The sequence below is a fragment of the Methylobacterium sp. SyP6R genome (assembly GCF_019216885.1).
In the GTDB taxonomy this organism is placed as follows: domain Bacteria; phylum Pseudomonadota; class Alphaproteobacteria; order Rhizobiales; family Beijerinckiaceae; genus Methylobacterium.
Map to the genome: position 1 here is coordinate 6,328,212 of NZ_JAAQRC020000001.1, position 21,796 is coordinate 6,350,007.

A 21,796-nucleotide genomic window follows, 5' to 3' on the forward strand; every position below is an offset into this window, starting at 1 on the left:
GGTTCGTGAAACCCTCCGCGCCATCCCGGGGCTCGTCGAAGACGAGAACCCGGGATCCAGAACCGCCGACAGTTCGGAACAAGTCGGAACGCGCATCGCCTCATCCTGCATCGTCAGCGGTTATGAATTTCGGGTTCCGCTGCGCGGCCCCGGGATGACCCGGTGGGTGAAAGATCTGTCGATGACCTCGACGATCCCCATGCCACGCGGCGAAAAATCAAAAAGTTACAGAACACTATCCAGGAGGAACCCAACGCCATGCCCACTCCACGCAGCATCGACGTCCAGGACGTCATCAACCGCCACGGCGTCTCACGCTTCCAGATGCGGATCGTGCTGCTGTGCTTCCTCGTCGTCGCCATCGACGGGTTCGACACCGCCGCCATCGGCTACATCGCCCCGGCGCTCCGCAGCCAATGGGGTGTGACCCAGGCGCAGCTGGCGCCGCTGTTCGGGGCCGGCCTGTTCGGCCTGATGATCGGCGCCTTCCTGTTCGGCCCGCTCGCCGACAGGGTCGGCCGCAAGGGCACGCTGATCGTCACCACCGCCTTCTTCGGACTCGCCAGCCTCGCCTCGGCCTGGTCGACCTCGATCGAGATGCTGACGATCCTGCGCTTCGTCACGGGCTTGGGGCTCGGCGGCGCGATGCCGAACGCCATCACGCTGACCTCCGAATACTGCCCCGAGCACCGCCGCTCGTTTCTCACCATGGCGATGTTCTGCGGCTTCACCGTCGGCTCGGCGCTCGGCGGCTTCGCGGCGGCGCACCTGATCGCCGATTTCGGCTGGCCCGCGGTGCTGGTGATCGGCGGCGTTCTGCCCCTCGTGCTGGTGCCGGTGCTGATCCTCGGCCTGCCGGAATCGGCGCGCTTCCTCGTGCTCAAGCAGGCCCCGGCCGAGCGTGTCGCCAAGCTCCTGCGCCGCATCGCTCCGACCGAGGATTTCTCCGGCGCCACTTTCACCGGCATCGCCAAGCCCAAGGGCTCGCCGATCGGCCAGCTGTTCCAGCCGGGCCTGATCGCCGGCACTTTGTGCCTGTGGCTCACCTTCTTCATGAGCCTCCTGATCTTCTATCTGCTGTCGAGCTGGCTCCCCACCATCATCAGCAGCGCCGGCCTCACCCTCAAGGAAGCCTCCCTCGTCACCGTGATGCTCGCCACCGGCGGCACCGTCGGCGGGCTGGTGCTGGGCGCGCTGATGGACCGGGTGAACCCGCACGCGGTGCTCGGCCTGTCCTACCTCGCGGCGGCGGGCTTCGTGGCGCTAATCGGCAGTTCCACCGGCTCGATCGCGCTCCTGGTGGTGGCGGTGTTCGGCGCCGGGTTCTGCGTCGCCGGCTCGCAGATCGGCATCAACGCCCTCTCGGCGAGCTACTACCCCACCGCCAACCGCGCCACCGGCGTCGCCTGGGCCAACGCGGTCGGCCGCGTCGGCTCGGTGGTCGGCTCGATGATCGGCGCCTCGCTGATCGGGCTCGGCTTCGGCCTGCCGGCGACCTTCGGCATCGTGGCGGTGCCGGCGCTGATCGCCGCCGCGAGCATCATGCTCAAGGGCCGGCTCGGCACGCCCGCCGCCCGCCTCGCCCCGGCGCTCCAGAGCACCTGACGCGTCCCCTCCCCGCGCGGGCCATGCCCCGCGCGGGTTTCCTCGAATCCGCGCGCCATCCCGGGAGATCGCCATGCCATCGACAGCCTCCGCTCCCCGAAAACCCCTGCGCGTCGCCGTGGTCGGCGGCGGCATCGGCGGGCTGACCCTGGGCCTCGCGCTCCGCGCCCACGGCCTGAGGGCCGCGATCTACGAGCAGGCGGCGGAACTGGCCGAGATCGGCGCCGCCGTGGCGCTCTCGGCCAACGCCACCCGCGAGTTGGAGCGGCTGGGCCTCGGACCGGCGCTCGCCGCCGTCTCGACCGAGCCAACCGAACTGATCTTTCGCGATGGCCGCAGCGGCGCCCGGGTCGCCGCTCATCCGGTCCGCGACGGCGGCGCCTATCGGGCGAAGGTCGGGGCGCCGTATTACGGCGTGCACCGGGCCGACCTTCAGAAGGTCCTGAGCGGGGGGCTCGCCGGCGAGGGCCTGCATCTCGGCCACCGCCTCACAGCCCTCGACCAGAACGGCGACGTGATGGCGCTCACCTTCGAGAACGGCGTCGAGGTCGAGGCGGATCTGGTCGTCGGCGGCGACGGCGTGCGCTCGGCCGTGCGGCGCTGGATCACCGGCGGCGAAAAAGTCCGTTATTCCGGCACCAGCGCCTTCCGGGGCGTGGTGCCGATGGGCCTGCTGCCCTCGCTCCCCGACCCGCAAGCCATCCAGTTCTGGATGGGGCCGGACGCGCATCTCCTGCACTACGCCATCGGCGGCGAGGCCGATTCCGTCAACTTCTTCGCCGTCGTCGAGGGGCCGCAGACCTGGACCTGCGAGCGCTGGCTTGCCGGCATCGCGGCGGGCGAGCACCTGGCGGGCTTTGCCGGCTGGCACCCTGCCGTGATCGAGATGATCGACGCCCTGCCCCAGACCCAGCGCTGGGGACTGTTCGTCACCGACCCCTTGCGGCGCTGGCATCGCGGCCGGGCGGTGCTGATGGGCGACAGCGCGCATGCCATGCTGCCCCATCACGGCCAGGGCGCCAACACCACGATCGAGGATGCCGTGACCCTGGCGGAGTTGCTCGCCGCGGGCGGGGCGCGGGACCTCGACGGGATGATGCGCTGCTACCGGAGCTTGCGACAGGCGCGCACCCGCACGATCCAGCGCAGCGCCTGGGCGACGAACCGGCTGCTGCACCTGCCCGATTCCATCGGCCCCGAGGCGCTGGCGCGGCGCGACGCCCGGATGGCGCGTTTCCCAGAAAATTTCGGCTGGATCCACGCCTTCGACGCGCGGGCCGTGGTCAGGGATGCCATCGCGGGGGAATCGAGAGCCGCCTGATTCCACCGCCCGCAGGCACTGCAGCCAGGTGCTTGCCGGCGGGGACGGAGAGGCTGCCGCTGCGCGGCGGCCTTGGCGCACGAACACCCCTTTTCTTGAAAAGCCATTTCATTTCATCGATTTCATATGACTAGGCCGAATGCCGGCGCACGAGTCTTTGTGCGTAGGCCTCCGGCGACGAGCTGTGCGATGGCCTGTCGATCTAAGATTGCGATCCGCCATCATCGCGTCGATCGTAGACGGATGGCAAGACCATTCCAGCGTCTCATAGTGAACGAAGCGACTATCGAGGATATGCAGACTGCATGAATTTCATGCTTATCGATTTATAACTCACGTCTTGTTGTGTTTATCCGGAAAAAACTCAGCGCCACCGGCCTTAGGCGAGCCACAACCGCTACGCGAGAGGCAACCGAGAGATCCGGCTCGCGGCCACCCCCATCCGGCCTAGGCTGTAAGCCCGAATTTTTATAACATAGAGCAAGTACTACTTGCGCGAGCATGATCCTGGCATATGACGCGACGACGGCCGCCAAGGGCCGTCCCCCCACCCCTCCCCGTGCCGCGGAGCTGCTCGCGCATGTCCTGCGCGACCTCGCCTTGTCCTACGAGGCCGAGTGCCCGGGGGGGTTCGCGCGCTTCCGGCAAGCCCTGTCGGTCGAATCGCTCGCGGTCATCGCCCGCTTCAGCGGTTCGGCGGCGAGCGACGAAGCGGCGCTTGCCCTGGCGCGCCAGGTGCACGAGACGCTGCTCGACGTCGAGGAAGACGTCTGGGCGCTCCACACCGCCGCGCACTGATCGCCCTTCAAGGCCAGCCTACTCCGCCGCGGCGACTCCGCCCTGCGCCGCGTGCAGGCGCCGGTAGGCGCCGTTCACCGCGACCAAGGCGTCGTGCGAGCCCTGCTCCAGGATGCGCCCGTTCGACACCACGGCGATGCGGTCGGCGTGCCGGATGGTGGCGAGGCGGTGGGCGATGACGAGCGTCGTGCGGCCTTGCGCCAGTTCGGCCAGCGCCTGCTGGATCTCGCGCTCGGTCTCGGTGTCGAGCGCCGAGGTCGCCTCGTCGAGGATCAGGATCGGCGGGTTCTTGAGGAAGACCCGGGCGATGGCCAGGCGCTGCTTTTGCCCGCCGGAGAGCTTGACGCCGCGCTCGCCCACCACCGTGTCGAGGCCGTCGGGCAGCATCGCGATCAGGGCGTCGAGCCGGGCGCGATGCGCCGCTTCCCGGATCTCCGCCTCGCTGGCGTCGAGCCGGCCATAGGCGATGTTCTCGCGGATCGTGCCGGCGAACAGGAACACGTCCTGCTGCACGATGCCGATCTGGCCCCGCAAGGATGCCAGGGTCAGGTCGCGGATGTCGTGCCCATCGATGGTGATGCGCCCGGCCTCGACCTCGTAGAAGCGCGGCACCAGGGAGCACAGGGTGGTCTTGCCGGCCCCCGACGGGCCGACGAAGGCGACCGTCTCGCCCGCCCGCACCGCCAGATCGACCCCATCGAGCACCGGGCGGCCATCGCCGTAGCCGAAGCGCACGCCCTCGAACCGGATCTCGCCGCGCAAGGCCGGAGCCGGGATCGCATCAGGCCGGTCGACGATGTCGGGGGCGGTGGCGAGCAGTTCCCTATACCGCCGGAACCCCGCGATGCCCTTCGGGTAGGTCTCGACCACCGCGCTGATCTTCTCCAGCGGCCGGTAGAACACGCCGACGAGGAGCAGGAAGCCGACGAAGCCGCCGGGGCTGAGGTCGCCCCGCACCACGAAGGCGGCGCCACCCAGCAGCACCACGATCTGGACGAGGCGCATGCCGAGATAGTTGAGCGACAGGCTCGCCGCCATGATCCTGTAGGCGTCGAGCTTGGTGGCGCGGTAGCGCTCGTTGTCGGCGGCGAACAGGCGCCGCTCGTGGGCCTCGTTGGCGAAGGCCTTCACCACCCGGATGCCGCCGACATTCTCCTCGATGCGGGCGTTGAAGGCGCCGACCCTGCCGTACTGCGCCTGCCAGTTCCGCGTCATCCGCCCGCCGTAGCGCACGGTGACGAAGGCGATGACCGGCAGGATCGCGGCGGTCATCAGCGCCAGCGGCGGGTGGACGGTGAGCATCAGCCCGAAGGCGCCGAACAGCGTCATCACGGCGATGAACAGGTCCTCGGGCCCGTGATGGGCGACCTCGCCGATCTCTTCGAGGTCCTTCGTCACCCGGGCGACGAGGTGGCCGGTCTTCTGGTTGTCGAAGAACCGGAACGACAGCGTTTGCAGGTGGTCGAAGGCGCGGGCGCGCATCGTGGTCTCGATGTTGATGCCGAGCACGTGACCCCAATAGGTCACCACCACCATCAGCCCCGCATTGGCGACGTAGAGCAGCGCCAGTCCCGCGGCGGCGAGCAGGATCAGGCTCCAGTCCTGCCGCGGCAGCAACACGTCGACGAAGGCCTTCACCGCCATCGGGAAGCCGAGTTCGAGCAGGCCCGACAGGATGGCGCAGCCGAAATCGAGGAGGAACAGGACCCGGTACGGCCGGTAATAGGCGAGGAAGGCCTTCAGCATGTCGATCCGGCGGGGTGGGGCGCAGCCGGAGCGGCGCGCGGAGCCCTGATACGCGGGAAACCGCGGGCGCGACAAGGTCACGGCGCGTGCCAAAGGGCCGCTCCGGGCGAGTGCGCCGGGGTACGGGAAGGACAGGGTGGTTCGGGAGCGACTGTACGGCTGTTCCGGGACCTATCTCGATATTATTCCAAATCGAGAGTGCCACGGCCTTCCGCACCCTGATGAAGGCCGCAGGTGATGCTCTACTTGCCGATGATCTTGGACAAGCGACGGTCGTGTGCTGGATCGTCTCCCGGGCAGAGCCGGGCGATCCGAGAAACGAGATGGCGCGGGTTTCCCCTCACGCCGCCGCGTCGCGGGCCCCGTCGGCGGCGAGCACGCCGCGGCGGATCTGGTCTTCCTCGATCGACTCGAACAGGGCCTTGAAATTGCCCTCGCCGAAGCCGTCGTCGCCCTTGCGCTGGATGAACTCGAAGAAGATCGGCCCGATCGCGTTGGCCGAGAACAGCTGCAGCAGGATCTTGGTCATCCCACCCTCGACCACGCCCTCGCCGTCGATCAGGATGCCGTTCCGCTCCATCCGCTCCAGCGGCTCGCCGTGGCCGGGCAGGCGCCTGTCGACGCGGCGGTAATAGACCGAGGGCGGCGCTGGCATGAAGGCGACGCCGCGCTCGCGCAACGCCTCGATCGTCGCGTAGATGTTGCGGCAGCCGCAGGCGATGTGCTGGATCCCCTCGCCGTTATAGGCGTGCAGGTATTCCTCGATCTGGCTCTTCTCGTCGGCCGATTCGTTGATCGGGATGCGGATCTTGCCGTCGGGCGAGGTCAGCGCCTTCGAGAACAGGCCGGTCTGCTTGCCGGCGATGTCGAAGTAGCGGATCTGCCGGAAGTTGAAGATCGTTTCGTAGAACCCGGCCCAGACGCCCATCCGGCCGCGATGCACGTTGTGGGTCAGGTGGTCGAGGTAGAACAGGCCGAGGCCCTCGGGCTTCGGATCGCGCGCATCCAGCCAGTCGAACTCGGCCTCGTAGGGCGAGCCCTTCTCCCCGTAGGTCTCGACGAAGTAGAGCCGCGAGCCGCCGATGCCCTTGATCGCCGGCACGTCGAGGGTCTTGCTCCCCTCCGCCGGGTCGGCCGGCTCGGCGCCGAGCGCGATCGCCCGCTCGTAGGCGGCCTCGGCGTCGACCACCCGGAACGCCATCGCGGGGGCGCAGGGGCCGTGGGCGGCGACGAACCGGTGGCCGTGGCTGCCGGGCTCCTCGTTGACCAGATAGTTCACGTCGCCCTGGCGATAGACCGTGATCGCCTTGGTGCGGTGGCGCGCGACCGCCGTGAAGCCCATGGCGCGGAAGAGGTCGTGCAGGGCCTGGGGCTCGGGATGGGCGTATTCCACGAACTCGAACCCGTCCGTCCCCATCGGGTTGGCGGCGGTGACCTGGGCGGCCGGGGCGTCGTGCGGATAGGGGCCCATCGTTCACGTCCTCCTGAAAGCGTGACCCGCATCACAGCATGGACGGCCCGCGAAGGCTGTGCGAAATCCGGGCGCCGACCGGGCCCGCATGCACGGATCGTGCATGGATGATGCCCTCGATGACCGATCCTCTCGCCCTCGACGGGTTCGACCTGAAAATCCTCGCGGCGCTCCAGGAGGATGGCCGGCTCGGCAACCAGGAGCTCGCCGACAGGGTGCATCTCTCCGCCAGCCAGTGCTCGCGCCGGCGCCTGCGGCTGGAGGAGCGCGGGGTGGTGCGGTGCTACCGGGCGGAGCTGGCGCCGGGCCCGCTCGGGCTCGCCGTCACGGTGTTCACCAAGGTCGCGCTCGCCACCCACAACCGCGACAATGCCCGCCGCTTCGCCGAGCTGGTCCGCGGCCTCGACTGCGTGCTGGAGGCCCACGTGATGACCGGCGACAGCGATTACCTGCTGAAAGTGATCGTGCCCGACCTGAAGGCGCTGTCGGCGGTCATCAACGACGTGCTCCTGCCGCACGAGAGCGTGGCGCATGTCCATTCCTCGGTGGTGCTCGACACGCTGAAGGAGGCGGCGCCGCTGCCGCTGCCGCGCGGCCCGGCTTCCGGGTGAAGGCGCCTGCCGCAGAGGCCGCTCGCGCGGTGTTTCCGACGAATCGGTGATGCAACCTCCGCCGTTGACGAACGCTTGATGGATCCAGGCCACACTGCGACCCGGGACAAGCCCGGCGGAGGTCAGGCGCCATGATGTGGGACGGCATCGCACTCTTTTCCGGCGCGCCGGTTCGGCGCTCAGCGGACGGCGTGCTGGGTGCCGCGGGTGTCCCTCCCCTGCGCGAGCCCGAGCGGCCGCGGCGGGCCAAGGTCGGGCTGGCGCTCGGTGGCGGCGCCGCCCGGGGCTGGTCGCATATCGGGGCGATCGAGGTGCTGCAGGAGGCCGGCATCGCCATCGACGTCGTGGCCGGCTGCTCGATCGGCGCCGCGGTCGGCGCCTGCCACGCCGCCGGCAAGCTCGGCGAGTTGCGCGACTTCGCCCTCACCCTGACCAAGCGCCGGGTGATGGGCCTGCTCGACTTCCACATCAGCGGCTCGGGGCTGATCGCCGGCGAGCGTCTGCGGCGGCTGCTCGAGCGCGACCTCGGCAGCGCCCGCATCGAGGACCTGCCGCTGACCTTCGCGGCGGTGGCGACCGAACTCGGCACCGGCCACGAGATCTGGCTCACCCGCGGCGGCCTCGTCGAGGCGGTGCGGGCGTCCTACGCGCTTCCCGGCATCTTCGATCCGGTGAAGATCGCCGGGCGCTGGCTGATGGACGGGGCCCTGGTCAACCCGGTCCCGGTGACGGCGGCTCGCGCGCTTGGCGCCGACGTGGTGCTCTGCGTCAACCTCAACGGCGACATGCGGGTGCGCGGCACGGTGATCCAGTCGCACGGGGCGGAGGGCGCCGACGCGGTGATGGAGGCCGCCGCCGAGGCCGCCGGCGCACCCGCGGAAGAGGCGCGGCGCTGGCCGCTGATCGGCGGCCGGCGCCAGAAGCCGAAACCCCGGCCCGAGGCCGGCGCGCCGAGCGGCATCGCCAGCGTGATGGTCGACGCCTTCAACATCACGCAGGACCGGATCTCGCGCTCGCGGCTCGCCGGCGACCCGCCCGACGTGATGATCAACCCGAAGCTCGCCCAGATGGGCCTGTTCGAGTTCCACCGCGCCGAGGAATGCATCGAGCTCGGCCGCCAGGCGACGCGGCGGATGCTGCCGGAGATCCACGAGATGATCGCGGCCGCCGTCACGCCGGTGTAATACCAACGGTCGTTGAAAACGACCTTTGGTTCCGCTCTCGAATTTACGCCAAGCCCGAGGTCCCGGACTTCTGGGCTTGGTGTCGAAAATTCGAGATGATCCAACGGCCCCGTCGATCTCGGGCTTGCCCGAGATCGAATCGATGCGTCAGCATCTTGGGCCGTTGGTATAAGGCGGGTTCGGCGGCTCGACCGCCGAACCCGTCAGGCCGTGGCGATGTACTCGCGCAGGGCTTGGTGCTCGGCCTCGACCGAGGCGATGCGGTGCTTGACCACGTCGCCGATCGAGACGAGGCCGACCAGGCGACCGTCCTCGACCACCGGGACGTGGCGGAAGCGGCCGTCGGTCATCAGTTCCATCACCTCGTCGACGGCGGTGCCGCGGGTGCAGCACACCACCTTGGCGGTCATGTGCCGGGAGACCGGCGCCTCGAGCGCGGCACCGCCGCCGCGGACCACGGCCCGGATGATGTCGCGCTCCGACAGGATGCCGAGGACGCTCTGGCCGGCATCGCTCACCACCAGGGCGCCGATGCCCTTCTCGGTCAGGAGGGACGCCGCCTCGGCCAGCGTGCGGTGGGGCTGCACGGTCACCACGGTGCGGCCCTTCTGCGACAGGATGCGCGCAACGGTCATCAACACCTCCCTGCTCGGGCCCCGCCGGCCGGACGACGATCCGGGCGGGACGCTCATTGGACGCCGAGTGTGTGACCGTACGTCGATCGAGGCAAGCACCCTGGAAGTCGAAAGGAAACAATCGCCCGCAGCGTCAGCGTCGTCCGAGCCGTTCGACCAGGGGAAGCATCAGGAACCCGACGACGAAGCCGCCGAGATGCGCGTCCCAGGCGACCGCGGAATCGGTGAGGCCGAGCGGCAGGGCGGCGAGGCCGAACAGCAGGTTGGTGACGAACCAGATGACGAGGAAGACCGCCGCCGAGCGGTTGCGCATGAGTTCGGGGATGGTCTGCAGCCGCGTCGGGACCGGGCGCTGCCACGGCAGGGCGGCGGAACCAGGCGTTTCGACCGGCTGGAACGCGAAGCGCACCGCCGCCGCCATCAGCCCCGACACGCCCGCCGAAGCGCCGATCAGCGGCACGGTGCTCAGGGGATCGATGAGCACGTGGAGGAAGCCGCCCGCGGCGGTCGAGACGAGGGCGATCAGGCCGTAGCGCCAGGCGCCGCAGCGCCGCGCCACCGGGGTGCCGAAAGCCGCGAGCCAGACGCTGTTGAGGAGCACGTGGGCCCAGGAGCCGTGCAGCAGCGCGTAACTGACGAAGGTCCAGGGCATGGCGCCCGGATCGGCCACCAGGTAGGCCGCGAAGGCCTTCCGCGCCTCGACCTCGAGGGCGCTACCGCTCGAGGCCGCGGCGGTCCTCAGCACGTCCGCGGCCCGGTCGGGGTCGAGGGCGAGGGTCCAGCGCGCCGGCACCAGGGCGAGGTCGAGGAGCAGGGTGATGTCCCAGACGTCGGGCAGCACCTGCCGCACGGCGTGGATCAGCACCAGGATCCCGACCGAGGCGGTGACCACGGCGGGCATGTTGAACACCGGCACGCGCGGCGGTCGCGGGAGGTCGGGGGTGGCATCCATGCGGGCACCATTGCGGGCGCCCGAGGCCGACCGCAAGGGCGAGGGGTGACGCGGGCTCACGCGTGACTGCGAAAAACGGGGCCGCGCACGAAAAAAGGCCAGAAAAAAAGGGAGAGCGTTGCCGCTCTCCCCGAAGAGAGTGAATCGCACCACGCCACGCGGATGGCCGCGCGGATTGCATGCGGGACGCCGCCAGGACCATGACGACGCGGGCCTTCCGGCCCTCACTCCTGTTTCACGCGAGCGGGCATAGGGCGCGCCTGCCGCCCCAGCCAGCCCGAAATCGCTGTCGCCCACGACGATCGCGCAGGTGTGGGCCAAACGCAACATTTATGACTTGGTAACCCTAATAAAACCTTACGCTCTCGCCGCCCCGCTGTTCGGCATACGGTCTGCTGCACCGAATCAGCTGAGCCGGCCGCCGTCCCGCTTCGGAACGACGGAAGGCCGCCCCTGGACCGCCCGACCCCAAGACCGTGCTAGACCGAGACGCCATGAAGCACCCGACCAGCCGCATGCTCCACGCCTACTGGAACGGCCTGCGCGGCGCCCGCGCCGCCCCGGAGCGGGGCGAGATCGAGCCCGGGGAGATCCGCCACGTGCTGGCCGACAGCCTGATCCTGGAGATCGACGCGGCCCGCCAGGCCGCCACGGTGAGGCTCGCCGGCACCCGGCTCTGCGCCCTGTTCGGGGCCGAGCTGCGGGGCTTCTCCTTCGCGGGCCTGTGGGGCGAGGCGCCGGCCGCCGACCCGTGGCGGCTCGTCGAGGTGGTGATCCAGGAGACCACCGGCGTCGTGGTCGGCCTCGTCGGGGTGACGGAAGCCGGCGAGACGATCGACCTCGAATTGCTGCTCCTACCCCTGCGCCACCGGGGCAAGACCCAGACCCGGGTGATCGGCTCGCTCTCGCCGGCGGTGATCCCGACCTGGCTGGGCCTGCGCCCGATCGTGGCCCTGCGCACCGTGTCGCTGCGGATCCTCACCCCCGAGGCGAACGCCGCCCCCGCCCCGCTGGCAGCGCCCCCGCCCGCCGCCAACGACGAGCCCGGGCCGGAGCGTCGCAAGCGCTTCGTGGTGCATCGCGGCGGCCGGCTCTGAGAAGCGTTTCCTTAACCATTCCGCCGCACCCTCGCCGGACCGGCCCGTTCCGCATCGGGACGGTCGCGCGTGACGAGGCGGGGTATCATGACCAACGAGGGGGCGAAGGTGACGGATCGGGCCGCCTCGCTTCGGGTGCGTCCCCTCCCCTTGCAGGTCGTGGCGGAGCAGCGCCGGTACAGCCGCGTGGCCGTGGCCCTGCTCGGGCGCTACATGCTCGCCGACCGGCAGGAATATCCGTGCCAGACCGTCGACATGTCCCCGGGCGGCCTGCGCCTCATCTGCGCGGCCGGCGGCGAGATCGGCGAGCGCATCGTGATCTACCTCGACCATGTCGGGCGGATCGAGGGCACCATCGCCCGCGTCCTGCCGGACGGACTGGCGGTGACGATCACCGCCACGCCGCGCAAGCGCGACAAGATCGCCTCGCAGCTGACCTGGCTCGCCAACCGGGCGGCGCTCGGCCTGCCGGAGGACCGCCGGCACGAGCGCGTGGTGCCGCGCCACACCCTCACCACCCTGCGGCTCGAGGACGGGCGCGAGATCGCCGCCCGCATCGTCGATGTCTCGCTTTCGGGCGCGGCCATCGCCTGCGAGGCGGCGCTTCCCCTCGATTCCGGCGTGATCGTCGGCCGCACGCCGGCGCGGGTGGTGCGCCCGTTCAAGGGCGGCGTCGCGGTGGAGTTCCGGCTGCCGCTGTCGCCGGATCGGTTCGATGAGAACCTGGTTCTATAATACCCAAACAGAACCAATTTTCCTGCCACGGTCACTATTTTTTTATTCGATGTCGGAATTTGCAGGCAAAATTGGCATTTCGCGTCGCATGTAGGCATCAAATAAAGGCACGGTGAATGCCGTATCACCGTGAGCAGGGGCAAAAATCATACCTTTTTTTATCAGAGCAGATCGTGTTGGCGCAGCGGATGTTACTTTGAGCCCTAGCTTCTCCGCAACATCGCCGGAGCGATGCTTCCCTCGCCCCATTTCCGCCAAGGCGCGCATATAACGCTTCTCCGATGGAGTGCACCGATCGAACCGCACGCGGAAGAAGCTTTGATCAAGTTCGCGCACGGCCGCTTCACTTGCTCGCTCAATTACGTCAACACCAATATGATCATCGTCAGCAGTATTCCAGGCCTCATATCCCCATTGCTGCAGGAAGTATGGATATTTCTCAGTATCTGAGATGATTCGCTCGATCGCCGCATCACTGAAAGTAACGCCTTCGTCAGCAGCAGGTCGGACTATCGCCGCCACCGCATCGTCGTGTGACAGAGCTCCGATCTCTGGATAACGAAATAACCGTTCGGCATATGATTTCGAATTTCCTGCTAGGCCGCGTATTTGGGGGAGACCTGCGCCAACAAGAATGAGAGGCAGACTGCGCTGATTAACGCGATGCACCGCCATAATTAAAGCGCTAAACTCGCGCTCCTCTAAATATTGAAGCTCGTCGATAAAAATAGCTACGGGTTTACGTGCCGCCTTCGCAGCCTCAGCGATTGCCAAGATCAATTCAGGCAAATCAGCTTCGATGCTACCGCTGTCTGCAAGACCAGCCTCCGCATCAATGCCGAGGCTCAACCCATCGTCCCCTCCCCTTGAAACGCTCAGCCCTGAAAGAAATCCTTTGAGGCCGCGCAAGCCCCGCCGAGCCAATTCCTTCCCACTCTCGATCATGCTCAAGCTGAAGAGGATGGTGCGGAGGGAAGGCGCTATGAGTTCGGGAAGGCGCTTGCCTTCGTGAGCTTCGATGAAGGCGCTCTTGAAGCGCTCATCGTCTGCAGTCTCGTTCAACCGGTTGAGCAGCACAGTCTTGCCGACACCACGAAGGCCCACCAAGATCAGGCTTTGTGTTGTACGACCCAGCGCCACTCGCTGCAGAGCTGTAGTCCCAGTCGCGAGCACCTCGGCACGTCCAGCAAGCTCGGGCGGCGGTGACCCCGCACCGGGAGCGTAGGGGTTGCGAACCGGGTCCATTTCAAACGACCTTATGCGTTTATAACCAAAAATCGCTATAAACGCATAAGATCGAAATAGGAAGGCGCATGGATGCGCCAGCAGACCTACTCCTTACAACGCCCCCTCCCGGATCGACCCCGGATCCGCCAGCGCATGGAGCAATCCCGCCGCCGCATGGGCGAAGCGGAGCGTCACGGCCTTGCGGCGGGCGGCGGCCAGGGGATGGGCGGGCGGCTCGCGCAGGATCGCGGCGCCGAAGGCGTCGGCGACGATGAGGCCGGTATCCTCGGGCAGGATCTCCACCGGCAGGGTCTCCGGCACCGCGAAGTAGAAGCGGTCGCAGAAGTCGCGGTAATCCGGCCATTTCCGGTCGGCCCGGAAATCCGCGACGCTCGACTTGATCTCGATGATCGTCAGCTTGCCGCAGCCGCCGAGCGCGATCAGGTCGGCGCGCCGGCCATTCGCCAGGGTGAATTCCGGGATCGTGACGTGGCCGAGTTCGGCGAAGAGGCGCCGCACGCCCCTCTGCACGCCGAGGGCGGTCGGCGATTGGCGGCGGTCGACGGGGAGCGAGAGGGCGAGGGCTGCGGACAAGGCTGTGGAGGGAAGCGTCTGAAGGGTTGCCAAGGGAGCGAGCAACGGGACCGAATCGGGAACGCCATCGGACCAGCTTCGCACGATGTTGTCACCTGCAGCGCGTGTCGCACCCGCGCCGGGCCGGATTCGCGATCCCCCGAAACCGGCTTTCCCGACGGAGGAAGCGGTTGATCTCACGGGCCCGCTCGCCGATGGTCGGCCCCGCCGGCAAGCCGCACGAGACGGCGAGCGGGCCGGGAGGGAGACGGGACGCATGGTGGGGCAGCGCGCCGCCGAGGGACGAAAAGGGGGGCGGGCCGGCATGCGCCTGGTCGGCGGCACGGCGCTCGCCCATGGTGACGCGGTCCATGGCGATGCCGTGCGCCTCGAAGGGGTCAGCATCGCCTTCACCCTGAAGGGAGGCCAGCGCTACGTCGCCGTCGAGGGGATCGATCTTGCGGTGATGCCGGGCGAGTTCGTGGCGGTGGTCGGCCCGACCGGTTCGGGCAAGTCGACGCTGCTCAACGCCGCCGCCGGCCTGCTCAAGCCCGCCTCGGGCAGCGTCACGGTGTTCTCCTCGGCGCTGTCGGGGCTCAATGCCCGCGCCGGCTACCTCTTCCAGGCCGATGCGCTGATGCCGTGGAAGACGGCGCTCGACAACGTCGCGGTGGCGCTGGAGCCGCAGCGGGTGCCCCGGGCGGAGGCCGTGGCGCGGGCCCGCGACTGGCTGGCCAGGGTCGGGCTCAAGGCCTTCGTCGACCGCTATCCCCACATGCTCTCGGGCGGCCAGCGCAAGCGCGTGGCACTCGCCCAGATGCTGATCCGCGACCCCGAGATCCTGCTGATGGACGAGCCCTTCGGGCCGCTCGACGCGCAGACCCGGCAGATCATGGGCAACCTGCTGCTGGACCTGTGGGCGGCCAACCGCAAGGCGGTGATGTTCGTCACCCACGACCTCGAGGAGGCGATCGCGCTCGCCGACCGGGTGGTGGTGCTCTCGGCCGGCCCGGCTGCCAGAATCGTCGGCGAGTTCAAGGTCGATCTCGCCCGCCCGCGCGACATCAGCGAGATCCGCCTCGAGCCGCAATTCCACGCCCTCTACAAGGAGATCTGGTCGTGCCTGCGGGTCGAGGTGTCGCGCGCCTATGCGGGCGGCCCGGCGTGACGATGAACCGGAGAGTCCCGTCGTGAACCGTCCCGTGAACCGCCTGGGCCTCCTCGCCCTGCAGATCCTCGTCGGCCTCGTCGGCCTGGCGATCTGGCACGTGCTCACCGTCTATCCGATCCTGGGCGCGCCAAAGCAGATCCAGTTCTTCTTCTCGACCCCGGTCGAGGTCCTGAAGCGCACCTGGACCGAGATGATCAACCCGGAGATCTGGGGCCATCTCTGGATCACACTGCAGGAGACGGTGCTGGCCTTCGTCACCGGCGCGCTCGGCGGCATCGCCTTCGGCTTCCTGTTCGCCCGCAACGCGCTCTTGGCGGCGGTGTTCGACCCCTACATCAAAGCGGCGAACGCCCTGCCCCGGGTGGTGCTGGCGCCGATCTTCGCCCTGTGGTTCGGGCTCGGAATCTGGTCGAAGGTGGCGCTCGGCTTCACCCTGGTGTTCTTCATCGTGTTCTTCAACGTCTACCAGGGCGTGCGCGAGGTGAGCCCGGTCGTGCTCAACAACGCCCGGATGCTGGGCATGAGCGAGCGCGGGCTTCTGCGCCACGTCTACTGGCCCTCGGCGCTGACCTGGATGTTCTCCTCGCTCCACACGGCGGTCGGATTTGCTCTCGTCGGGGCGGTGGTGGGCGAGTATCTCGGCTCCTCGGCCGGGCTCGGCTACAAGATCCACGAGGCCGAGAGCGTGTTCGACGTCACCGGGGTCTTTGCCGGGATGCTGATCCTGACCGTGTTCGTCATCGTGATCGACACGGTCGTCACCCTGATCGAGAACCGCCTCCTGGTCTGGCGTCCGCAGGCCGGCGGCCAGAGCTGACAGAATAGAAGCCTGAGAAAGCAAGGGAGATATTTCCGATGCAACGCCGCAGCTTCCTCGCCGGCGCCGCCGCCCTGGCGCTCAGCCCCGCCGTGCCGGCTCGGGCCGACACCGTGAAGGTCCGCATCGGCGTCGGCGGCAAGCCCCTGCTCTACTACCTGCCGCTGACGATCGCCGAGCGGAAGGGCTTCTTCAAGGAGGAGGGCGTCGAGGCCGAGATCAACGATTTCGGCGGCGGCGCGCGCTCGCTCCAGGCGCTGATCGGCGGCTCGGTCGACGTGGTGACGGGGGCCTACGAGCACACGATCCGCATGCAGGCCAAGGGCCAGGACGTGCGCGCCGTGTGCGAGCTCGGCCGCTTCCCCGCCATCGTCATCGGGGTGCGCAAGGACCTCGCCGACACGGTGAAATCGGCCGCCGACTTCAAGGGCCGCAAGATCGGCGTGACGGCGCCGGGCTCCTCGACTGCGCTCACCGCCCAGTACGCGATGATCAAGGCCGGGCTGAAGGCCTCGGACGCCCCTCTCATCGGCGTCGGCGGCGGCGCGGGCGCCATCGCGGCGATGAAGAAGGGCGAGATCGACGCGATCTCCCACCTCGACCCGGTGATCGCCAAGCTGGAGGCCGACGGCGACATCAAGGTCATCATCGACACCCGCACCGAGGCCGGCACCCGGGCGTTGTTCGGCGGGCCCAACCCGGCGGCGGTGGTCTACACCAAGCAGGACTGGATCGAGCACCACGCCGCCGCGACCCAGAAGGTCGTCAACGCCTTCGTCAAGTCGCTGAAATGGATCGTCGCGGCGTCGCCGGAAGAGATCGCCGACACGGTGCCGCCGGCCTACCATTTCGGCGACAAGCCTCTCTACGTGCAGGCGGTGAAGAACTCGCTCGAGAGCTATTCCCGCACCGGCATCCCGACGCAGGAGGGCATGGCGAGCGTGCTGGAACTGGTCCGCACCCTCGATCCCGAATTGCAGGGCGCCAAGATCGACCTCGCGACGACCTTCGAGGACCGGTTCGTCAAGCGGGCGATGGGCTGAAGACCGATGGGCTGAAGCCGTCTCACGCCCACCCGACCCGCGACGCGCGCGAGCGCGGCTCGGGCGGTGCCGCCAGGCGGCCCTTGCCGGCGGCCTTGGCGCGGTAGAGCGCCGCGTCGGCCTCGGCGAGGAGCGCCTCCCGGGTCATCCCCGGGACCGCCCAGCCGATGCCGACGCTCAAGCCGACGCCGATCCCGATGTCGTAGGGGGCCTTCACGGCCTCGATCAGGCGCGCCGCCACGGCGGCGGCCTCGTGGGCGCGGGCGCCGCCGGCGAGGACCACGAATTCGTCGCCGCCGAGCCGGGCCGCGCACCACTCCTCCGGGATCACCGCGCCGATCCGGCCGGCGACCTGCACCAGCAGGGCGTCGCCGGCGGCGTGGCCGAGGCAGTCGTTGACCGCCTTGAAGCCGTCGAGATCGAGGTAGAGCAGGGCGAGGTCGTCGGTGCCGCGCGCCATATGGGCGGCGAGATCCTCCATCATTCCGGTGCGGTTGCGCAGGCCGGTCAGGGAATCGTGGGTGGCCCGGCGCTGGTTCTCGCGCTTGGCGAGCAGCACCTCGACATAGGTGCGGTTGAGCTGAACCGTCGTCAGGCTCATCGCCACCACGAAGACCAAGCCCAGAGCCACCCCGACCAGGAACCAGAGGTCGCCGTAATGGACGAGGAGCATCGTCTTCATCGGCACGTCGCACAGGAAGATCATCGCGACGGCAAGGCGCGGCGCGGCGTAGTTGCGGGTGACGATGCCGCTCAGGATCCCCATCATGGTCAGGGGCCCGAGAATCTGCAGCACCGGATCGCCGCTGGACACGCACAGGACCGTCGCGAGGCCGACCAATCCGGCCCAGGCGAGACTCGAGGCGAGCATCAGGTCGGTCGATGCCGGCCGGCCGGTCGCGGCAGCGCGGTGGATGCGCCGGATCAGGACCACGCGGACACCGAGCAGGGCCAGATCCGCCGCCAGCAGGCCGAGAAAGAGCGGGCCCGGATGCCGGATCGCCGCCATCACCTCGATGATCAGCATCCCCATCGCGCCGAGCACCAGCGTAGGCGCCGAGGAAAACAGCGTCGCGAGCAGGCGGATCCGCAGATCCCCCGGCAGGTCGAGGCTGGGATCCACGAGCCAGCGCAGGGCGGGGACGCGCGGCAGCAGGTAGGGCGGCGTCTCAAGGACCATCGAACACGTACCGGGTACGACCAATCGAGCCGCACACGATCATTCCGTTCCATAACTTAAGATTCGATGAGTGTTCCGGGGCGGAAGCTGCGGGTCCGGATCGGCCACTCCAGACAGGATCATCTTCCCGATGGGATGATCCGTCGCATTCATGGTGACATTTGCGTCAAGCCCGCCGCAGCCAGTCGATCAGGCCCGCCCCCGGCGCGAGCCAGACGAAGGCCCAGACGAAGGCCGAGGAGAAATTGGCGAGCCAGAAGGCCAGGCGCGGCAGCAGCGCCACCCCGGCCACCAGCGGCACCACCGCCCGGGCCGGGCCGATGAAGCGGCCGACGAAGATCGCCCAGGCGCCCCAGCGCTGGCAGAAGGTCTCGCCCTTGGCGACCATCTCGGGGTAGCGGCTGAGCGGCCAGATCCGCTTGGCGCCGTCCTTGTAGTAGCGGCCGATCTCGTAGGAGACCCAGTCGCCCAGGATCGCCCCGATCGCCGCCCCGAGCATCACCGGCAGGAAGGGAATCGCGCCCGAGCCGATCAGCGCGCCGATCCCGATCAGGATCACGGTGGCCGGCACCAGCAGCGAGAGCACCGCGAGCGATTCGCAGAAGGCGATGATCCCGGTGATGACCGGTGCCCAGGCCTGGTGGTCGCGCACGACATCGAGGACCGTGTTGCGTAAGCTCTCGAAATCCATGGAGCCCTGACCGTGGGTGAGCGGGATGGCGGGACAAGTCGGGGAACCGGGCCGGCGTTCCGCCTCACCGATCGGTCTATCGGTGCTGTGTGAGCGCCGCGTGAACCCGCCTCCGGTCCGGGCGTCTCATGCTTTTTGCGGGGCCTGGACGGTTGCCAGGAGCGCCCGGTTCCGGGAATCGTGCGGGCCTTGAGCGCCCCCGCCGGGGGGCCTTCGCATCCTCTCGCGGGGTCTCGTGTCGCGATGAACGTCCTGTCGATCCAGTCCCACGTCGCCTACGGCCATGTCGGCAACGCCTCGGCGGTCTTCCCGATGCAGCGGCTCGGGGTCGAGGTCTGGGCGGTGCACACCGTGCAGTTCTCGAACCATACCGGCTACGGCGCCTGGCGCGGCCGGGTGTTCGACGGGCCGGCGATCGAGGAGCTGGTCGAGGGCATCGCCGATCGCGGCGTGCTCCCGACCTGCGACGGCGTGCTGTCCGGCTATATGGGCTCGGCCGATATCGGCACCGCGATCCTGCGGGCGGTGGCGCGGGTGCGGGCGGCGAATCCCGCGGCGCTCTATTGCTGCGATCCGGTGATCGGCGATATCGGCCGCGGGGTGTTCGTGCGGCCCGGCATCCCGGAATTCATGCGCGACCACGCAGTGCCGGCGGCCGACATCATCACCCCGAACCAGTTCGAGCTCGATTACCTGAGCGGGATCGAGACCCGCACGCTCGCCGACGCCAAGGCCGCGGTCGCCGCCGTGCAGGCGAGCGGCCCGAAGGTGGTGCTGGTCACCTCGCTCCACACCGAGGAGACGCCCGACGACAGCATCGACATGCTGGCCGGCGCCGATGGGCTGTTCTGGCGCCTGCGTACCCCGCGCCTGTCGCTTTCCATCAACGGCGCGGGCGACGCCACCGCGGCCCTGTTCCTGGTGCATTACGCCCGCAGCCGCTCGGCCGGCGAGGCGCTGGGGGCCGCCGCCGCCTCGATCTTCGGCCTCCTGCGCCGCACCGCGGAAGCCGGGTCGCGGGAGATCCTGACCGTGGCGGCGCAGGAGGAATTCGTGGCGCCGAGCCGCACCTTCCCGGTCGAGGCGGTGTAGGTCTCACGCTTCCAGCGCGAGAAGCGCGAAGCTCGCCAGCCAGTGCTCGCCCATGTAGTCGTCGGCGAGATGCGGGAGCGCTGCGTCGAGATGGGCTTGCGCCGCCTCCCGCAACACCGGCACCCGGGCATCGTCCGCCGGCAGCGCGCCGGAGAGCGCCCGCAGGCACCAGGCGCGGCTGAGGTTGAGCCCGTCGAGATGGGCGATCTTGCCGTCGCTGCGGTCGGTCACGGTCGCCGGGCGGAACAGGGTTTCGGGCCGGCGCTCGGCGAGGTGCGGCAGGAAGCGGTCGAACCAGGGCCGGAAGTCATCCGCCGGCATCAGGCGACGCAAGGCTTCGGCCTCGATCAGCGCGGAGGACAGGAAGTCGTCCCCGCTCGGCTCGCCCCAGGCCGGGCAATCGGCATCCGCGCCGTACCAGCGCAGGGCGGTCTCGCGCAGCAGCGCGGTCAGGCCGGCATCCCCGGTGCCCTCGGCGTAATCCGCCGCCATGCGCAGGCCGAAGGCGGTGTTGAAATGCGTGCCGACCCGCACCGGATAGGGCGAGAGCGGCAGGAACTCGCGGAAGCGCTGCGCGAAGATTTCCATCATCGGCGTCAGCGCCCGCGCCCAGCGCGGGTCGGGCAGCTGTCCGAGCTCGTCGGCGAGCTTGAGCGCCCAGGCCCAGCCATAGGGCCGCTTGAAGCCCCGCGCCGTCGGCGCCGCGAGATAGGCGCACTCGCCCGCGACCTTCTCCGGGGTCAGTTGCCGGTCGAACAAGGCCCGGATCGCCTCGGCCTGCGGTCCATCGGGGAAGCGGCGCAGCACCCGGGCGAGCAGCCAGTAGCCGTGGACGCAGGAATGCCAGTCGAAGCTGCCGTAGAACACCGGGTGGAGGGCCGCCGGCGTGCGGGCATCCTCCGGGCCGGCGAGGGTGTGGTCCGGCTTGTTCGGGTATTCCCGGGTGACGTGGCCGAGGGTGAGGGCGGCAAAGCGCGCGGCGGTCTCGGGGGTCAGGGTGTGGGGCATCGGTCGGGCGCTCCGTCGAGTCATGGCGCCCGCCTACACCATCTGCCGATGCCGTTGCAGCTTGCCGCCGGTATTTCCTGGAGTTACAAAAATACATGAGGATGGTCTGGGACGAGCCCAAGCGCGAGAAGAATCGCCAGCCTCCTCCTTCTGGCCATGGGCTCGATTTCGCCGATGCCCGCGATCGCTTCGAGTGGGACACCGCGGCAATCAGTGAGAGCTACAGTAGCAAGTCCGGCAGCGCGCGATACATCGCGACGGGTTACCTCGACGGCAAGCTTGTCACTCTCACCTTCTCGCTCCTTGGCACGGAGGCCATTTCAGCCATCAGCCTGCGGACTGCCAGCAACCGCGAGAGGAGAGCCTATGTCGCACAATCCGAGTAAGCGAACGGTGCCGATGCTGAGCGATGCGGAAGAGGCCGAACTACAGGCACGCATGGCCGCGGATCCGGATGCCCGAGAGATGACCGAAGAGGAACTCGGCCGGTTGCGGCCCGCCCGCGATGTTCTGCCGCCGGATGTGTTTGCCGCTCTGACGAAGCGTGGGCGGCCGAAGTCCCCGAGCCGACTCGTGCAGGTCACGCTACGGCTCGATCCGGAGGCGCTAGCAGCCTTCAGGGCGACGGGCCCGGGCTGGCAAACCCGGATCAACGAAACGGTCAAGCGTGCAGCGAAACGACTCGGACAAGGCGGCTGAGCAGCCGCGGGTGATCGCCGTTATGGCCGTTTCGCGAAACGGCCATAACGGCCTCGCGAGACGGCCCTCTCCGCTGCCGGGACTTGCGCACACCACCCGATCCATGCTGCCTCGCCCCCGAGCCCCGGCCAGGACAAGTG

Annotated in this window: 22 protein-coding genes; 13 read left to right on the forward strand and 9 right to left on the reverse strand. The window is 68.7% G+C overall.

The genetic code is table 11. The features are described 5' to 3' along the window. Positions 1–258: 258 nt before the first annotated feature. The 3 genes from HBB12_RS28920 to HBB12_RS28930 all read left to right on the forward strand — a co-directional run bounded on the left by HBB12_RS28920 (position 259) and on the right by HBB12_RS28930 (position 3,724). Entirely contained in the window at positions 259–1,605 is a 1,347-nt protein-coding gene (locus HBB12_RS28920; protein WP_236992523.1) for an MFS transporter, read from the forward strand. 73 nt (positions 1,606–1,678) lie between these two features. Beyond that, positions 1,679–2,926, forward strand: a complete 1,248-nt coding sequence (locus tag HBB12_RS28925) for an FAD-dependent monooxygenase (RefSeq protein ID WP_236992524.1) — start codon at positions 1,679–1,681, stop codon at positions 2,924–2,926. Between the two features lie 501 nt (positions 2,927–3,427). Beyond that, complete coding sequence (locus tag HBB12_RS28930; protein WP_236992525.1) at positions 3,428–3,724, forward strand: hypothetical protein; 297 nt, start codon at positions 3,428–3,430, stop codon at positions 3,722–3,724. Positions 3,725–3,742: 18 nt separating this feature from the next. Here the strand turns inward: HBB12_RS28930 and HBB12_RS28935 are convergent, their stop codons facing one another. Both HBB12_RS28935 and hppD read right to left on the reverse strand, forming a co-directional pair. Then, positions 3,743–5,470, reverse strand: coding sequence for an ABC transporter ATP-binding protein (locus tag HBB12_RS28935; RefSeq protein ID WP_236992936.1), 1,728 nt, complete (start codon positions 5,468–5,470; stop codon positions 3,743–3,745). Positions 5,471–5,810: 340 nt separating this feature from the next. After that, the gene (gene hppD / locus HBB12_RS28940; RefSeq protein WP_236992526.1) at positions 5,811–6,941 is read right to left on the reverse strand and encodes a 4-hydroxyphenylpyruvate dioxygenase; all 1,131 of its coding nucleotides are present in this window, start codon (positions 6,939–6,941) and stop codon (positions 5,811–5,813) included. Between the two features lie 119 nt (positions 6,942–7,060). On the opposite strand from hppD, the gene HBB12_RS28945 reads away from it, so the two are divergent. Beyond that, positions 7,061–7,552 (forward strand): Lrp/AsnC family transcriptional regulator, encoded by a 492-nt coding sequence (locus tag HBB12_RS28945; RefSeq protein ID WP_236992527.1) that lies wholly within the window; start codon positions 7,061–7,063, stop codon positions 7,550–7,552. Positions 7,553–7,683: 131 nt separating this feature from the next. Then, a complete protein-coding gene (locus HBB12_RS28950; protein ID WP_236992528.1) occupies positions 7,684–8,736 on the forward strand; it encodes a patatin-like phospholipase family protein in 1,053 nt (350 codons plus the stop codon). Positions 8,737–8,939: 203 nt separating this feature from the next. On the opposite strand, the gene HBB12_RS28955 is transcribed toward HBB12_RS28950, so the two are convergent. After that, complete coding sequence (locus HBB12_RS28955) at positions 8,940–9,371, reverse strand: CBS domain-containing protein (protein ID WP_236992529.1); 432 nt, start codon at positions 9,369–9,371, stop codon at positions 8,940–8,942. A gap of 133 nt (positions 9,372–9,504) precedes the next feature. Further along, complete coding sequence (locus tag HBB12_RS28960; protein WP_236992530.1) at positions 9,505–10,323, reverse strand: rhomboid family intramembrane serine protease; 819 nt, start codon at positions 10,321–10,323, stop codon at positions 9,505–9,507. Positions 10,324–10,817: 494 nt separating this feature from the next. On the opposite strand from HBB12_RS28960, the gene HBB12_RS28965 reads away from it, so the two are divergent. Beyond that, on the forward strand, positions 10,818–11,420 hold the full coding sequence (locus HBB12_RS28965; protein WP_236992531.1) for a PAS domain-containing protein: 603 nt from the start codon (positions 10,818–10,820) through the stop codon (positions 11,418–11,420). 87 nt (positions 11,421–11,507) lie between these two features. Continuing rightward, on the forward strand, positions 11,508–12,155 hold the full coding sequence (locus HBB12_RS28970; protein ID WP_236992532.1) for a PilZ domain-containing protein: 648 nt from the start codon (positions 11,508–11,510) through the stop codon (positions 12,153–12,155). Positions 12,156–12,197: 42 nt separating this feature from the next. Here the strand turns inward: HBB12_RS28970 and HBB12_RS28975 are convergent, their stop codons facing one another. Together HBB12_RS28975 and HBB12_RS28980 are read right to left on the reverse strand one after the other, a co-directional pair. Beyond that, positions 12,198–13,400 (reverse strand): ATP-binding protein, encoded by a 1,203-nt coding sequence (locus HBB12_RS28975; RefSeq protein WP_236992533.1) that lies wholly within the window; start codon positions 13,398–13,400, stop codon positions 12,198–12,200. 93 nt (positions 13,401–13,493) lie between these two features. After that, positions 13,494–13,976 carry an MmcB family DNA repair protein gene (locus HBB12_RS28980; protein ID WP_236992534.1) on the reverse strand — a complete coding sequence of 161 codons (483 nt, stop codon included), beginning with the start codon at positions 13,974–13,976 and terminating at the stop codon, positions 13,494–13,496. A gap of 304 nt (positions 13,977–14,280) precedes the next feature. Here HBB12_RS28980 and HBB12_RS28985 point away from each other — a divergent pair, with 304 nt between their 5' ends. From HBB12_RS28985 to HBB12_RS28995, 3 genes are read left to right on the forward strand one after another with little or no spacing between them, the layout of a single operon-like run. Continuing rightward, positions 14,281–15,123, forward strand: coding sequence for an ABC transporter ATP-binding protein (locus HBB12_RS28985; protein WP_236992937.1), 843 nt, complete (start codon positions 14,281–14,283; stop codon positions 15,121–15,123). A gap of 34 nt (positions 15,124–15,157) precedes the next feature. Beyond that, positions 15,158–15,943, forward strand: a complete 786-nt coding sequence (locus HBB12_RS28990) for an ABC transporter permease (protein WP_236992938.1) — start codon at positions 15,158–15,160, stop codon at positions 15,941–15,943. 38 nt (positions 15,944–15,981) lie between these two features. Further along, positions 15,982–16,986, forward strand: a complete 1,005-nt coding sequence (locus tag HBB12_RS28995; protein ID WP_236992535.1) for an ABC transporter substrate-binding protein — start codon at positions 15,982–15,984, stop codon at positions 16,984–16,986. A gap of 22 nt (positions 16,987–17,008) precedes the next feature. On the opposite strand, the gene HBB12_RS29000 is transcribed toward HBB12_RS28995, so the two are convergent. Together HBB12_RS29000 and HBB12_RS29005 are read right to left on the reverse strand one after the other, a co-directional pair. Beyond that, positions 17,009–18,166 carry a GGDEF domain-containing protein gene (locus HBB12_RS29000; protein ID WP_236992536.1) on the reverse strand — a complete coding sequence of 386 codons (1,158 nt, stop codon included), beginning with the start codon at positions 18,164–18,166 and terminating at the stop codon, positions 17,009–17,011. Between the two features lie 166 nt (positions 18,167–18,332). Further along, positions 18,333–18,857: a DedA family protein gene (locus tag HBB12_RS29005; protein WP_236992537.1), complete on the reverse strand. Its 525-nt coding sequence runs from the start codon at positions 18,855–18,857 to the stop codon at positions 18,333–18,335. 243 nt (positions 18,858–19,100) lie between these two features. Between HBB12_RS29005 and pdxY the strand changes: the two genes are divergently transcribed. Continuing rightward, entirely contained in the window at positions 19,101–19,949 is an 849-nt protein-coding gene (pdxY, locus tag HBB12_RS29010; RefSeq protein ID WP_236992538.1) for a pyridoxal kinase PdxY, read from the forward strand. 3 nt (positions 19,950–19,952) lie between these two features. Here the strand turns inward: pdxY and HBB12_RS29015 are convergent, their stop codons facing one another. Further along, entirely contained in the window at positions 19,953–20,957 is a 1,005-nt protein-coding gene (locus HBB12_RS29015; protein ID WP_236992539.1) for a DUF2891 domain-containing protein, read from the reverse strand. Between the two features lie 95 nt (positions 20,958–21,052). On the opposite strand from HBB12_RS29015, the gene HBB12_RS29020 reads away from it, so the two are divergent. Further along, positions 21,053–21,343: a BrnT family toxin gene (locus HBB12_RS29020; RefSeq protein WP_236992540.1), complete on the forward strand. Its 291-nt coding sequence runs from the start codon at positions 21,053–21,055 to the stop codon at positions 21,341–21,343. Beyond that, complete coding sequence (locus tag HBB12_RS29025) at positions 21,324–21,656, forward strand: BrnA antitoxin family protein (protein WP_236992541.1); 333 nt, start codon at positions 21,324–21,326, stop codon at positions 21,654–21,656. Before HBB12_RS29020 ends, HBB12_RS29025 begins: the two co-directional genes overlap by 20 nt. The last annotated feature ends 140 nt before the right edge of the window (positions 21,657–21,796 follow it).